The following is a 13,786-nucleotide window of genomic DNA, read 5'->3' as shown; positions in this document are numbered from 1 at the left end:
AGGCAACGCACGCGGAGAGGCGTCACGCCGTCGCCTAAACGAGGAGCCCCCACCTCTCCCGAAACAGCCGAACCTTAGCCGGATGATCCACTAGTGATCAATATGAGGTTAGGCTAACCTTCCCTTTCATGACTCACGCCGAGACCGCCCCTTTCCAGTTCTTCTCCCTCCGGGTCGACCGGACGCGGCGCCTCGGCCCGTCCCTGGTCCGGATCACCTTCACCGGGGAGGACCTGAAGGACTTCGCCGCCGGGGGCCGCGACCAGTCGCTCTCCCTCTTCCTGCCGCACCCCGGCCAGGAGGCGCCCGTCCTGCCGCCGCTCGACAACCCCGACATGTACGCGATCCTGGGCGCCTGGCGCGCGATGCCCGACGACGAGCGGGCCGTGATGCGCTCGTACACCGTCCGCGAGCAGCGCACCGAGCCCGTGGGCGAGGTCGACATCGACTTCGCCCTCCACGAGGACGGGGGTCCCGCCTGCCGCTGGGCCGGCCGCGCCGAGCCCGGCGACCGGGTCGTGGTCCTGGGCCCGGCGGTCGCCGCCAACACGGGCGTCCGCTTCCAGCTGCCCGAGGACGCCGACTCCGTACTGATCTGGGCCGACGAGACCGCCCTGCCCGCCGCCTCCGCGATCCTGGAGTGGCTGCCGGCCGAGACCCGCGCCCGGGTCTTCCTCGAAGTGCCGTACTCCGGCGACCGGACGGAGCTCGCGACCGAGGCGGACGCGACGGTCACCTGGCTCGTACGGGAGGAGGGGGCGCCGTCCGGCGTCGAGGCCGTCGCGGACGCCGAACTGCCCGGCGAGAACCCGTACGTGTGGATCGCGGGCGAGTCGGGCTCGGTGAAGGCGCTGCGCCGCCACTTCGTACGGGAGCGGGGGCTCGACCGCCGCCGGGTCACGTTCGTCGGCTACTGGCGCAAGGGCCTGTCCGAGGACGCCCTGCGCGAGGTGCCGGAGGACACGGAAGAGACAGAGGCAGCCGCCTGAGGTTTTCGGCCATGCGCCGACCGCCCCTCGACTCATCGGAGTCGGGGGGCTTTTCCGTGGTCGAAATTAGGTTAGGCTAACCTTACTTAAGCCGACCGAGTCCGCTCCCCGGAAGGGCCCCACATGCGTTCCCACCTGCTCAACGACACGACGGCGGAGAGCTACCGGCGCTCCGTCACCGAAGGAGTGGAGCGGGTGGCGAGGAAACTCGCCACGACGCGGAGCCCGTTCACCGGCGTCACGCCCGCCGACCTGACCCCCGTCGTCGACGCCGTCGACCTCGACCGGCCGCTCGGCGACGCCTCCGCCGCCCTCGACGAGCTGGAGAGCGTCTACCTCCGCGACGCCGTCTACTTCCACCACCCCCGGTACCTCGGACACCTCAACTGCCCCGTGGTCATCCCCGCCGTCCTCGGCGAGGCCGTCCTCTCGGCCGTCAACTCCTCGCTCGACACCTGGGACCAGAGCGCCGGCGGCACCCTCATCGAGCGGAAACTGATCGACTGGACCGCCGGCCGGATCGGCCTCGGCCCGCTCGCCGACGGCGTCTTCACCAGCGGCGGCACGCAGTCCAACCTCCAGGCGCTGCTCCTCGCCCGCGAGGAGGCCGGCACCACCGACCTGACGAAGCTGCGGATCTTCTCCTCCGAGTGCAGCCACTTCAGCGTCCAGAAGTCGGCCCGGCTGCTCGGCCTCGGCCGCGACGCCGTCGTCTCCGTCCCCGTCGACCGGACCAAGCGGATGCAGTCCGTCGTCCTCGCCGCCGAGCTGGAGGCCTGCCGCGCCGAGGGCCTGATCCCGATGGCGATCGTCGCCACCGCCGGCACCACCGACTTCGGCTCCATCGACCCGCTGCCCGAGATCGCCGCCCTGGCCGCCGAGTACGGCGCCTGGATGCACGTCGACGCCGCGTACGGCTGCGGACTGCTCGCCTCCCCGACCCGCCGCCACCTCCTGGACGGCATCGAGCGCGCCGACTCGGTCACCGTCGACTACCACAAGTCCTTCTTCCAGCCGGTGAGTTCCTCCGCCGTCCTGGTCCGCGACGGCGCCACCCTGCGCCACGCGACGTACCACGCGGACTACCTCAACCCGCTCCCCCAAGCTCTCGGCTCCGCTCGAGCAGGGGGGACCCCCTCGACGCTCGCCGAGCAGATCCCCAACCAGGTCGACAAGTCCCTCCAGACCACCCGCCGCTTCGACGCGCTCAAGCTGTGGATGACCCTGCGCGTGATGGGCGCCGACGGCGTCGGGGAGCTCTTCGACGAGGTCTGCGACCTGGCGCGGGAGGGCTTCGAGCTGCTCGCCGCCGATCCCCGCTACGACGTCGTGGTCGAGCCGCAGCTCTCCACCCTCGTCTACCGCTACGTCCCGGAGGCCGCCACCTCCCCCGCCGAGATCGACCGGGCCAACCTCCACGCCCGCAAGGCGCTCTTCGCCTCCGGCGAGGCCGTCGTCGCCGGCACCAAGGTCGACGGCCGCCAGTACCTCAAGTTCACCCTGCTCAACCCCGAGACGACGCCGGCCGACATCGCCGCAGTCCTCGACCTCATCGCCGGCCACGCCGAGCAGTACCTGGGAGAGACCCTTGTCCACGCAGCCTCTTGATTTCATCGGCATCGGACTCGGTCCGTTCAACCTCGGACTCGCCTGCCTGACCGAGCCGATCGCCGAACTGAACGGCGTCTTCCTGGAGTCGAAGCCGGACTTCGAGTGGCACTCGGGGATGTTCCTCGAAGGCGCCCACCTGCAGACCCCGTTCATGTCGGACCTGGTCACCCTCGCGGACCCGACCTCGCCGTACTCCTTCCTCAACTACCTGAAGGAGAAGGGCCGGCTGTACTCGTTCTACATCCGCGAGAACTTCTACCCGCTGCGGACCGAGTACAACGACTACTGCCGCTGGGCGGCCGCGAAACTGACGTCGATCCGCTTCTCGACGACGGTCGCCTCGGTCGCGTACGACGCGGCGGAAGAGCTCTACGTGGTGACCACGACCTCCGGAGAAACGTTCCGTTCGCAGCGGATCGTCCTCGGCACCGGCACCCCGCCGTACATCCCGGAGACCTGCGAGGGCCTCGGCGGCGACCTCATCCACAACTCGCGCTACCTCCCGCACAAGGAGGAGCTCCAGAAGAAGAAGTCGATCACCCTGGTCGGCAGCGGCCAGAGCGCCGCCGAGATCTACTACGACCTCCTGAGCGAGATCGACGTCCACGGCTACCGCCTGAACTGGGTGACCCGCTCCCCCCGCTTCTTCCCCCTCGAATACACCAAGCTCACCCTGGAGATGACCTCCCCGGAGTACGTGGACTACTTCCACGGCCTGCCCGAGCAGACCCGCTACCGCCTGGAGACGGAGCAGAAGGGCCTCTTCAAGGGCATCGACGGCGAGCTCATCGACGCGATCTTCGACCTGCTCTACCAGAAGAACCTCGACGGCCCGGTCCCCACGCGCCTGCTCACCAACTCGTCGCTGGGCTCGGCCGCGTACGACTCCGCGACGGGCACGTACACGCTCGGCTTCCGCCAGGAGGAGCAGGAGAAGGACTTCACGGTCGAGACCGAGGGCCTGATCCTCGCGACCGGCTACAAGTACACCGTCCCGGCCTTCCTGAAGCCGGTCGAGGACCGCATCCGCTTCGACGGCCGGGGCCGCTTCGACGTGGCCCGCAACTACGCGATCGACACCACCGGCCGCGGGATCTTCCTCCAGAACGCCGGCGTGCACACGCACTCGATCACCTCGCCGGACCTGGGGATGGGCCCGTACCGCAACGCGTACATCATCGGGGAGATGCTGGGGTCGGAGTACTACCCGGTAGAGAAGACCATCGCGTTCCAGGAGTTCGCCGCATGAGCATCGACATCCGCCCGCTCGACCCCCTCGCGGACGCCGAGCTGATCCATCCCTGGGTCACCCACCCCAAGGCCGCGTTCTGGATGATGCAGGACGCCAAGCTCCAGGACGTCGAGCGCGAGTACATGGCGATCGCCGCGCACCCGCACCACGACGCCTTCATCGGCCTCGTCGACGGCGCGCCGGCCTTCCTGATGGAGCGGTACGACCCCGCGCGGGTCGAGCTGGTCGGGCTTTACGAGCCGCAGCCCGGCGACGTGGGCATGCACTTCCTGGTCGCGCCGACCGACACCCCGGTCCACGGCTTCACGCGTACCGTCATCACCGCCGTCATGGCGGAGCTGTTCGCCGACCCGGCGACCGCCCGCGTGGTCGTCGAGCCGGACGTCCGCAACGAGGCGGTGCACGCGCTCAACGAGGCCGTCGGCTTCGTGCCCGAGCGGGAGATCCAGAAGCCGGAGAAGAAGGCCCTGCTGAGCTTCTGCACCCGCGCCCAGTTCGAGACCGCCGTGGGAGCCTCGATATGAACCCCGTCGCACACCTCACCCCCGAGCGCTGGGCCGCCGCCAACCGGGCCCTGATCCGCAAGGGTCTCGCCGAGTTCGCCCACGAGCGGCTGCTCGACCCGAAGGAACTGGGCGAGAGCCGCTACCAGGTCCTCAGCGACGACGGCACGACCGAGTACCGCTTCACCGCCGACCGCTTCGCGCTCGACCACTGGCAGGTGTACCCGGACTCGATCAGCCGCCACCGGGGGGACGAACAACTCCCCCTGGATGCACTGCAGTTCATCATCGAACTGCGCTCCTCCCTCGGTCTGAGCGACGAGATCCTCCCGGTCTACCTGGAGGAGATCTCCTCCACCCTGGCCGGCACGGCCTACAAGGCGACCAAACCGCCCGTGACCTCCGCCGAACTGGCCCGCGCCGGCTTCCAGGCGATCGAGACCGGGATGACCGAGGGCCACCCCTGCTTCGTCGCCAACAACGGCCGGCTGGGCTTCGGCGTCGACGAGTACCGGGCGTACGCCCCGGAGGCGGCGAGCGGGATCCGCCTGATCTGGCTCGCGGCCCACCGCGACCGCGCGACGTTCACGGCCGGGGCGGACATCGAGTACGACGGCTTCATCCGCGCGGAACTGGGCGAGGCGACGGTGGACGCCTTCGCGGCGACCCTCGCGGCCCGGGGCCTGGACCTGTCGGACTACCTCCTCATCCCGGCCCACCCCTGGCAGTGGTGGAACAAGCTGTCCGTCACCTTCGCCGCCGAGGTGGCGCAGGAGCGCCTGGTGTACCTGGGCGAGGGCGACGACACGTACCTGGCGCAGCAGTCGATCCGCACCTTCTTCAACACGACGGACCCGGCCAAGCACTACGTGAAGACGGCCCTGTCCGTCCTCAACATGGGCTTCATGCGGGGGCTTTCGGCGGCGTACATGGAGGCCACGCCGGCGATCAACGACTGGCTGGCACGGCTCATCGACTCCGACGAGGTCTTCGCGGCGGCCCGCTTCTCGATCATCCGCGAGCGGGCGGCGGTCGGCTACCGGCACCTGGAGTACGAGGCCGCGACGGACCGCTACTCGCCGTACCGGAAGATGCTGGCGGCCCTGTGGCGCGAGTCCCCGGTGCCGCGCCTGGCGGAGGGCGAGCGCCTGGCGACGATGGCGTCGCTGCTGCACCTGGACCACACGGGCGCGTCGTTCGCGGGCGCGCTGGTCAAGGAGTCGGGCGAGGAGCCGGCGGTGTGGCTGCGCCGCTACCTGGACGCGTACCTCCTCCCGGTCCTGCACAGCTTCTACGCGTACGACCTGGTGTACATGCCGCACGGCGAGAACGTGATCCTGGTGCTCGACGAGCGGGGCGCGGTGGACCGGGCGGTCTTCAAGGACATCGCGGAGGAGATCTGCGTGATGGACCCGACGGCGGTCCTCCCGCCGGCGGTGGAGCGCATCCGCGCGGAGGTCCCGGAGGACATGAAGGTCCTCTCCGTCTTCACGGACGTCTTCGACTGCTTCTTCCGCTTCCTGGGCGCGACGCTGGCGGCGGAGGGCGTGCTGTCCGAGGACGACTTCTGGCGCACGGTCGCCGAGTGCGTACGCGACTACCAGCGGTCGAAGCCGGAACTGGCGGAGAAGTTCGCGCGGTACGACCTGTTCGCGGAGACCTTCGCCCTCTCCGCCCTCAACCGCCTCCAGCTCCGCAACAACAAGCAGATGGTGGACCTGGCGGACCCGTCGGCGGCCCTCCAGCTGGTGGGCGACCTGGTGAACCCGATCGCGCGGTTCGCCTGACCCCGCATACGTGCGGGCCCCGGCGGAGTACGGTCCTCCGCCGGGGCTCGCATCCGTCCGTGATCAGACCGGTGGGGCCGGCGCGACGCGGTGGACCCTGACGTCGAACACCGCCAGTGCGGGGTCGGCGCCGACGTCAAGGAAGAGCCGGGGCGCCGCCGGGCCGCCCGGGGCGGCGCGCACGGCGTCCAGCGCCTCGCGGTCCCGCCACAACGACTGGATGCGCCAGCGTCCGTCCTGCCCGCCCAGCAGCTCGGTCCGCACCAGCCCGTCCGGCAGGGGCCGGGCCACGAGCTGGCGGTAGGCCGCCACGAGGTCGGCTTCACGCTCGGGGGCGACGACGGCGCTGACCTCGCTCAATACCTGTCCGGTCATCACCCTCATCTCCTTCTCCTCCACGCTACGCGCCGGACTCCGGAGTTGCCTGCGCACCGGACCGGGGAGGCAGGCGGCACGGCCCCGCGCTACCGTGAAGTGGTGGCCCGACAAGGCCGCGTTCCAGGGGAATCCCCCATCGATTCGGCAGTGAACCGTCCGGGCGACCGGTCTTCCGTGGCTCCGCCCCGTGCCGAATTCACCAGGAGTCACCATGGCCAGCTACGAAAGCGCCAGAACGAGAGCCTTCACCCAGGCGACCACGACGACCGTGACCGGTGTGCCGCTGGAGGTCTCCGACGACCATCCGCTCCGCCGGCTCGGCCAGGTGCCGATCCAGTCGTGCGTCTGCGTGACGGATCCGTGCCCCTGCGACGGCCACCCGATCCTCTGGGTGGACGAGTCGGCCATCCTCTCCCGGACCGCAACGGGCCGCCGCAGGACGGATGGTGACGAGGTCTACGACTTCGCGGTGTCGGCGGACGCGTTCGTGACCGTCGAGTCCTTCCGCCGGGTCCGCGCGTCGGACACCGCAGGCCTCCGTTCCTCCGCCGCCCCCGCTGCGCCGCCGCCCCTCATCGTGCGGCACCGTCCGGACGCCGGGCGGTCCGGCGCGAAGGACCACCCCTGCCAGGGTGGTGAGTCCTCCGTCTTCCGCGCCGATCCGGGCTGCAACGATTACGAGATCACCGAGAACGGCGTGACGTACTGCTTCGTCGAGAGCAGCGAGCACTACTGCATCTACGTCCTCTGCTGACCGGCCGTCTCCTCCGCTCCCCCGTGGGGCCCCGCAGCGTGCGCGGGGTCCGACGGGGGAGACGGCGGCTACTCCGCCGGCCAGGGCACCTGCGGTGAGCGGTGGTACGTGATGCCGAGGGCGTCCAGGCGGGGGGCCTGTTCGGCGAGGCGGACCTTGTAGGTGTCCCAGTCGTGGCTGGCCGCCGGGGACCAGCCGAGTTCGGCGATGCCGGGGAGGCGGGGGAAGGCCATGACGTCGAGGTCGCCGGTCGAGGCGAGGGTCTCGGTCCAGAGGGGGGCCTCGACGCCGCGGACGGCGCTCTCCGGGGCGCCGGGGAGGTAGGTGGCCGGGTTCCAGTCGTACGAGCGCTGGACCTCGACGTAGCCCGCCCAGGCCAGGCCCAGCGGGGTCTCCTTCGTGTACTTCATGTCGAGGTACGTGCGGTCGGCGGGCGACAGGATCAGTCCGGTGCCGTTGCGGGCGGCTGCCGCGACGCGCTCCTTCTCCTCCGCCGGCGTGCGGTCGAGGCCCCAGTACTGGACGAGTGCGCCCTTCGCGGGGGTCGCGCCGGTCAGCTGGTGCCAGCCGACGACGGTCTTGCCGTACTTGGCGACGATCGGCTGCACCTTGTCCATGAAGGCCACGTAGTCGGCGTGGCTCGTGGAGTGGGCCTCGTCGCCGCCGATGTGGAGGTAGCGGCCCGGGGTGAGCGCGGCGATCTCGCGGATCACGTCGTCCACGAAGTCGTACGTGACGGGCTTGGGCACGCACAGGGAGCTGAAGCCGACCTTGGTGCCGGTGTAGAGGGGCGGGGCGACGCCGTCGCAGGTGAGGTCGGCGTAGGAGGCGAGGGCCGCGTTGGTGTGGCCCGGCATGTCGATCTCGGGGATCACCTCCTGGTAGCGGGAGGCGGCGTACTCGACGATCTCCCGGTACTGGGCCTTGGTGTAGAAGCCGCCGGGGCCGCCGCCGACCTCGGTGGAGCCGCCGTGGGTGGTGAGCCGGGGCCAGGAGTCGACGGCGATGCGCCAGCCCTGGTCGTCGGAGAGGTGGAGGTGGAGGGTGTTGACCTTGTAGAGGGCGAGCTGGTCGATGTACCGCTTGACCTCGTCGACGGTGAAGAAGTGGCGGGCGACGTCGAGCATGGCGCCCCGGTAGGCGTAGCGCGGGGTGTCGGTGACGGTGCCGCCGGCGATCTTCCAGGGGCCCGGCTGGACGCTCTTGCGTTCGACGGCGGAGGGGAGCTGCTGGCGGAGGGTCTGGACGCCGTGGAAGAGGCCGGCGGGTTCGCGGGCGGTGAGGGTGAGGCCGTCGGGGGCGGAGACGAGCCGGTAGCCCTCGTCGCCGAGGGCGGTCTCGTCGGGGTCGAGGCGGAGCCGGATGCCGCGGCCGGCGGCGCGGTCGTCGACGACGGGCAGCGGGAAGCCGGTGGCGGGGCGGAGGAGCCCGGCGAGGTAGCGGCCGAGGTCCCGGGACTCGCGGGAGGTCTCGTCGATGCCGATGCGGGTGGCGGGGGTGAGGGTGTAGGGCTCGCCCCCGGGGGTGACGGAGGCGGGTACGGGCACGATGCGGCCGAGCGGGCGGACCTCGGGTTCGGCGGCGGCTCTGCCGGGCGCCTTGCCGTCGGCGGTGGCGGCGGCCTCTCCGCAGCCGACTCCGGCGGTGGCGAACAGGAGCAGGGATCCGATCAGGCGCGGAATCGTTCGACGCTGGCTCACAGGCGGGCTCCCCTTCAGGTGATCGATTCGGGTGATCGACACGTCCGTCGTTCTGTATATCCCCTCGGTCGCCATGCGTACCGCTCCACTCACCCGGGGTCAAGGTCTGGACCAACGGACCGGAAGGACGGGTGAACCACGGCCCTCTTGCCCGAAATCGGGCAGGATTCTTGCGGAAGGCCCGGGTGACCCCTCAGTATTCACGGGTGCTCGAACGCCGCCCGTCGCACGACGACCTCATCGACCACCTGGTCCGCAGCACCGCGCTCCAGCGCGGTGAGGCCGCCCGGGTGGTGCTCGACGTGCTGGCGTACTTCGACGAGACGACCGAGGAGTTCGTCCGCCGCCGCCACCGCGAGCTGCAGTCCGGCGGTGCGGTGAACGCCGAGATCTTCGAACGGATCGCGGCGGAGCTGCCGCACCGGGCGGTGGCGCCACCGGAGCTCTCGCTCCGGCAGCTGCGCCGCATCGTCTACGGCTGAGCGGCGCACGCCCGGGAACGTCCGCGTGCGTTCGAGTACATCCACCAACCTGGAGGGGTTTCACCTTTATGTGCGGAATCGTCGGTTACATCGGTAAGCGCGACGTCGCCCCGCTGCTGCTCGAAGGCCTCGCGCGCCTCGAGTACCGGGGTTACGACTCGGCCGGCATGGTCGTCACCAGCCCGAAGGCCGGCGGCCTGAAGATGGTGAAGGCCAAGGGCCGCGTCCGCGACCTGGAGGCCAAGGTCCCCAAGCGCTTCACCGGCACCACCGGCATCGCCCACACCCGCTGGGCCACGCACGGCGCGCCGAGCGACATCAACTCGCACCCGCACCTGGACCCCGAGAACAAGGTCGCGGTCGTCCACAACGGCATCGTCGACAACGCCCAGGAGCTCCGCGCCAAGCTGGAGGCCGACGGCGTCGTCTTCGCCTCCGAGACGGACACCGAGGTCATCACCCACCTCATCGCGCGCTCCGAGGCCGAGACCCTCGAGGAGAAGGTCCGCGAAGCGCTCAAGGTCATCGAGGGCACCTACGGCATCGCCGTGATGCACGCCGACTTCAACGACCGCATCGTGGTGGCCCGCAACGGCTCCCCGGTCATCCTCGGCATCGGCGAGAAGGAGATGCTCGTCGCCTCCGACGTCGCCGCCCTGATCGCCCACACCCGCCAGGTCGTCACCCTCGACGACGGCGAGATGGCCACCCTCAAGGCCGACGACTTCCGCACCTACACCACCTCGGGCGCCTCCACCACGGCCACCCCCGAGACGGTCGAGTGGGAGGCCGCCTCCTACGACATGGGCGGTCACGACACGTTCATGCACAAGGAGATCTGCGAGCAGCCCGACGCGGTCGACCGCGTGCTGCGCGGCCGCATCGACGACCGCTTCTCCACCGTGCACCTGGGCGGCCTGAACCTGGACCCGCGCGAGGCCCGCACCATCCGCCGCATCAAGATCCTCGGCTGCGGCACCTCGTACCACGCCGGCCTCATCGGCGCCGGGCTCATCGAGTCCATGGCCCGCATCCCCGCCGACGCCGAGCCGGCCTCGGAGTTCCGCTACCGCAACCCGGTCGTGGACCCCGACACCCTCTACATCGCCGTCTCCCAGTCCGGTGAGACCTACGACGTGCTCGCCGCCGTCCAGGAGCTCAAGCGGAAGGGCGCCCGCGTCCTCGGCGTCGTCAACGTCGTCGGCTCCGCCATCGCCCGCGAGGCCGACGGCGGCGTGTACGTCCACGCCGGCCCCGAGGTCTGCGTCGTCTCCACCAAGTGCTTCACCAACACGGTCACCGCCTTCGCGCTGCTCGCCCTGCACCTGGGCCGCATCCGCGACCTGTCCGTCACCGACGGCAAGCGGATCATCGAGGGCCTGCGCAAGCTGCCCGCGCAGATCGAGGAGATCCTCAAGACCGAGGACCAGATCAAGGAGATCGCCGAGCAGTACGCCGGCGCCCAGTCGATGATGTTCATCGGCCGCGTGCGCGGCTACCCGGTCGCCCTGGAGGCCTCCCTCAAGCTGAAGGAGATCTCCTACATCCACGCCGAGGCGTACCCGGCCTCGGAGCTGAAGCACGGCCCGCTCGCCCTCATCGAGCCGGCCCTGCCGACCGTCGCGATCGTCCCCGACGACGACCTGCTGGAGAAGAACCGCGCCGCCCTGGAGGAGATCAAGGCCCGCAGCGGCCGCATCCTCGCGGTCGCGCACCAGCCGCAGGCGAAGGCCGACCACACCATCGTCGTCCCGAAGAACGAGGACGAGCTGGACCCGATCCTCATGGGCATCCCGCTCCAGCTCCTCGCCTACCACACGGCGCTCGCCATGGGCCGTGACATCGACAAGCCGCGCAACCTGGCGAAGTCCGTCACCGTCGAGTAGGCACCCCCAGCCGTCGCGGCCGAGGCGCGGCGCCGGGCCTGTCCCCCGGACGCCGCGCCCCTCCGGGCCTGTCCCCCGGAGCCTCGGCCGGACACCACAGCGGTCCCCGTGCACACACCTCCCGTGCACGGGGACCGCTGTCCTTGCGGTGGTTCCGGCTCAGCCCGCGGCCGGGGCGCCCGACGCGCGGCGCAGGGCCGTCGGCCAGCCGGCGACCGCGGCCGTGGCGCCGTACCAGGCGACCAGACCCGCGACGGCGGCGACCCAGCCGCCCGCCTTGCCGAGCCCGGCGTTGTCGGCGAGGGCGCCGATGCCGAGCAGCAGCAGCGCGACGAACAGCAGCCCGTACACGCCCTGTCCGAAGAGTCCGCTGCCCGAGGCCGCCATGGTCAGCGTGAGCGCGAGGAGCGCCCACAGGAGCAGGAAGAGGCCCATGGCGTCGGCCGAGGCGTGCCCGCCGGCTCCGCTGCCCCAGGTGAACCAGAAGGCACCGAGCGCCGCGTACGCCGTGCCTTCGCCCTTGTCGCCCGCGCGCAGCGCGAGCAGTCCGACGAGGAAGAGCGTCACGCCGCCGACCCAGGTGGCGAGACCCGCGGCATCCGCTGCCGCGACGTTGTCGATGACACCGGTTCCGCCCAGGCCGAAGGCCAGCAGGGTCAGTCCGAGTGCCAGGTGGCCGAGCGTGGAGGTGGTGTTTCCCGCGGCGACTTCGTTGTTCACGGCGGGCTCCCTTCAGGTGTGCAGTTGTCCTGCGTGAGCTGCTGTGTTCCGGTGACCTTTATGTACCCTTCACAAGCGCACAATTCACCTGAGGAAGGCCGAATTTATGGCCGGATAACGGCAGTTGAGGGAGTGACCTGACGGGCCGTACGGGACGGGACGGGTCCGCGGGTGCGGTCCGCGGGTGCGTTACGGGATGACGATGACCGGCCGCTGGGCGCGGCGCGCGAGGCGGCCCGCCACCGAGCCGAAGATCCGGCCGACGATCCCGTGCGTCGAGCCGACCACGATCGCGTCGGCCGAGTACTCCCGGCCGACCTCCTCCAGCTCGTGGCAGATGTCCCCGCCGCGCTCGACCAGGATCCACGGCACCTCGGAGAGGTGCTCGGCGCAGGCCAGCTCCAGACCGAGGACCTCGGTGCGGTGGTCCGGCACGTCGACGAAGACCGGGGGCTCGCAGCCGGCCCACACCGTGGTGGGCAGCCGGTTGGCCACGTGCACGATGATCAGGCCCGATCCGGAGCGGCGGGCCATGCCGATGGCGTACGCGAGGGCGCGCTCACTGGACGTGGAACCGTCGAAGCCGACGACGACCCCGTGCCGGAAGGCCGGGTCGCAGGCGTGACGTGGCTGTTCTACCGCGAGGGGGTCGACCGTGGAATCGGCGACGCGCTTGCGGTCCGCGGGTTCGGGGAATTCGTGACCGGCCATCGGTGTCTCGGCGAAGAAGGTCCTCGTGGGAAGGGACGGGGAAAGGGGCGACGAACGACGGGTGACGGCGGAGCTGTGTCCGGGAATCATCTTCCCAAGCCCATACCCCCAAGGGTACGGCGACACTCCTCTCCTGCCCAGAGCCCGCCGCGCCACACCTGGCGTGCCCGCCGCTCGCACGCGGCGTTCCAGGGAGCATGCCCGAGGGGTTCGGGATCTGGCAATGCCGGATGTGCCCTACAGGCGACCGTACGGGGGCCAAACGGACGTCGCCGAGAGTGACCGGAACGTTCCGCTCCTCGTTGCCACAGGTCCAGCCCCCCGCCGCCCCGAACCGGCGCCCCGACGCCACCGCACCCCCGCCCCACCGTCGCAGGGAGACCGCCCGTGCCCGCACCATCGACCACCGCCGGCCAGACCTCCGCCGCCGCCTCCCCCTCCCCCGGTCCCTCCGCCGGACCCGGCGCGCCCCGCGGGCGCCGTCGGGCGCCCGGCCCGTCCGCGGCCGCGGAGCCGGGGGCGGACCCGCGGACGGAGACGAGGACGGACCCGCGGGCGGAGACGAGGACGGAGACGGTGGTGGACATCGCCGTGGGTACGGGCGGCGGGGCGGAGCAGACGGGGGACGTCGTCCGCTGGGCGGTCTTCTGCTGCGCGCTGGTCCCCGTGGTGCTCGTCCTCTACGGCACCTCGCTCGGCGGGGCCGCCGGGACCGCGCTCGGCCTGGTCGCGGTGACGGCGGCCTGCCGGCTGCTGCTGCGCCGCTCGGAGCGCGGGCTGCGGGCCGAGGCGGTCCGCCCGAGGCGTCGGAACTAGCCCCCCGAGGGGCTCGAATCCGACCCCGCCCCCCTTCGAGTTGACAGGTTCGTACACCCGACCCCATATGTTTTCAGCCAACTTCCAGCCATCGGCGAGTCCTTGGCGAAACGGTTGACCAACCCCGGCTCCGGAGGCCGGGAAAGCCTTGTCCCGGGGGCCCACACCCCCCTCGTACGGGGACGTTCGGGGTACCG

13 protein-coding genes are annotated in these 13,786 nt (G+C 70.9%); 9 read left to right on the top strand and 4 right to left on the bottom strand.

The genetic code is table 11. The annotated features are described in order from the left end of the window. Positions 1-128: 128 nt before the first annotated feature. The 5 genes from GGE06_RS01020 to GGE06_RS01000 all read left to right on the top strand — a co-directional run bounded on the left by GGE06_RS01020 (position 129) and on the right by GGE06_RS01000 (position 6,142). Positions 129-989: a siderophore-interacting protein gene (locus GGE06_RS01020; RefSeq protein WP_184929820.1), complete on the top strand. Its 861-nt coding sequence runs from the start codon at positions 129-131 to the stop codon at positions 987-989. Positions 990-1,112: 123 nt separating this feature from the next. Next, complete coding sequence (locus GGE06_RS01015; protein WP_116160851.1) at positions 1,113-2,597, top strand: pyridoxal phosphate-dependent decarboxylase family protein; 1,485 nt, start codon at positions 1,113-1,115, stop codon at positions 2,595-2,597. Further along, positions 2,578-3,849 (top strand): lysine N(6)-hydroxylase/L-ornithine N(5)-oxygenase family protein, encoded by a 1,272-nt coding sequence (locus GGE06_RS01010; protein WP_116160850.1) that lies wholly within the window; start codon positions 2,578-2,580, stop codon positions 3,847-3,849. The genes GGE06_RS01015 and GGE06_RS01010 overlap by 20 nt, the downstream gene beginning before the upstream one ends. Continuing rightward, positions 3,846-4,376, top strand: coding sequence for a GNAT family N-acetyltransferase (locus GGE06_RS01005; protein ID WP_116160849.1), 531 nt, complete (start codon positions 3,846-3,848; stop codon positions 4,374-4,376). Before GGE06_RS01010 ends, GGE06_RS01005 begins: the two co-directional genes overlap by 4 nt. Further along, positions 4,373-6,142 carry an IucA/IucC family protein gene (locus GGE06_RS01000; RefSeq protein WP_116160848.1) on the top strand — a complete coding sequence of 590 codons (1,770 nt, stop codon included), beginning with the start codon at positions 4,373-4,375 and terminating at the stop codon, positions 6,140-6,142. Before GGE06_RS01005 ends, GGE06_RS01000 begins: the two co-directional genes overlap by 4 nt. Before the next feature lie 63 nt (positions 6,143-6,205). On the opposite strand, the gene GGE06_RS00995 is transcribed toward GGE06_RS01000, so the two are convergent. Further along, on the bottom strand, positions 6,206-6,517 hold the full coding sequence (locus tag GGE06_RS00995; protein ID WP_184929819.1) for an antibiotic biosynthesis monooxygenase family protein: 312 nt from the start codon (positions 6,515-6,517) through the stop codon (positions 6,206-6,208). Positions 6,518-6,731: 214 nt separating this feature from the next. On the opposite strand from GGE06_RS00995, the gene GGE06_RS00990 reads away from it, so the two are divergent. Beyond that, a complete protein-coding gene (locus GGE06_RS00990; protein WP_116160846.1) occupies positions 6,732-7,274 on the top strand; it encodes a hypothetical protein in 543 nt (180 codons plus the stop codon). 68 nt (positions 7,275-7,342) lie between these two features. Here the strand turns inward: GGE06_RS00990 and GGE06_RS00985 are convergent, their stop codons facing one another. Continuing rightward, positions 7,343-8,974, bottom strand: a complete 1,632-nt coding sequence (locus GGE06_RS00985) for a beta-N-acetylhexosaminidase (protein ID WP_312882989.1) — start codon at positions 8,972-8,974, stop codon at positions 7,343-7,345. 206 nt (positions 8,975-9,180) lie between these two features. Here GGE06_RS00985 and GGE06_RS00980 point away from each other — a divergent pair, with 206 nt between their 5' ends. Then, complete coding sequence (locus GGE06_RS00980) at positions 9,181-9,456, top strand: hypothetical protein (RefSeq protein WP_030210307.1); 276 nt, start codon at positions 9,181-9,183, stop codon at positions 9,454-9,456. Positions 9,457-9,524: 68 nt separating this feature from the next. After that, positions 9,525-11,342: a glutamine--fructose-6-phosphate transaminase (isomerizing) gene (gene glmS, locus GGE06_RS00975; protein WP_116160843.1), complete on the top strand. Its 1,818-nt coding sequence runs from the start codon at positions 9,525-9,527 to the stop codon at positions 11,340-11,342. 159 nt (positions 11,343-11,501) lie between these two features. Here glmS and GGE06_RS00970 read toward each other — a convergent pair whose 3' ends face one another. Together GGE06_RS00970 and GGE06_RS00965 are read right to left on the bottom strand one after the other, a co-directional pair. Then, complete coding sequence (locus tag GGE06_RS00970; protein WP_116160842.1) at positions 11,502-12,062, bottom strand: GPR1/FUN34/YaaH family transporter; 561 nt, start codon at positions 12,060-12,062, stop codon at positions 11,502-11,504. Positions 12,063-12,251: 189 nt separating this feature from the next. Further along, positions 12,252-12,773, bottom strand: coding sequence for a universal stress protein (locus GGE06_RS00965; RefSeq protein WP_015033782.1), 522 nt, complete (start codon positions 12,771-12,773; stop codon positions 12,252-12,254). Between the two features lie 387 nt (positions 12,774-13,160). Between GGE06_RS00965 and GGE06_RS41975 the strand changes: the two genes are divergently transcribed. Next, positions 13,161-13,589: a hypothetical protein gene (locus tag GGE06_RS41975; protein WP_221517875.1), complete on the top strand. Its 429-nt coding sequence runs from the start codon at positions 13,161-13,163 to the stop codon at positions 13,587-13,589. The last annotated feature ends 197 nt before the right edge of the window (positions 13,590-13,786 follow it).

The organism is Streptomyces nymphaeiformis (assembly GCF_014203895.1).
Lineage (GTDB): Bacteria > Actinomycetota > Actinomycetes > Streptomycetales > Streptomycetaceae > Streptomyces > Streptomyces nymphaeiformis.
Note: the sequence above shows the minus strand (reverse complement) of the source record. Positions and strands in the feature narration are given on the sequence as shown.

Coding starts and splice junctions, on each gene's coding strand:
- GGE06_RS01020 (WP_184929820.1), top strand. CDS start 129: ATGACTCACGCCGAGACCGCCCCTTTCCAGTTCTTCTCCCTCCGGGTC.
- GGE06_RS01015 (WP_116160851.1), top strand. CDS start 1,113: ATGCGTTCCCACCTGCTCAACGACACGACGGCGGAGAGCTACCGGCGC.
- GGE06_RS01005 (WP_116160849.1), top strand. CDS start 3,846: ATGAGCATCGACATCCGCCCGCTCGACCCCCTCGCGGACGCCGAGCTG.
- GGE06_RS01000 (WP_116160848.1), top strand. CDS start 4,373: ATGAACCCCGTCGCACACCTCACCCCCGAGCGCTGGGCCGCCGCCAAC.
- GGE06_RS00995 (WP_184929819.1), bottom strand. CDS start 6,517: ATGACCGGACAGGTATTGAGCGAGGTCAGCGCCGTCGTCGCCCCCGAG.
- GGE06_RS00990 (WP_116160846.1), top strand. CDS start 6,732: ATGGCCAGCTACGAAAGCGCCAGAACGAGAGCCTTCACCCAGGCGACC.
- glmS (WP_116160843.1), top strand. CDS start 9,525: ATGTGCGGAATCGTCGGTTACATCGGTAAGCGCGACGTCGCCCCGCTG.
- GGE06_RS00965 (WP_015033782.1), bottom strand. CDS start 12,773: ATGGCCGGTCACGAATTCCCCGAACCCGCGGACCGCAAGCGCGTCGCC.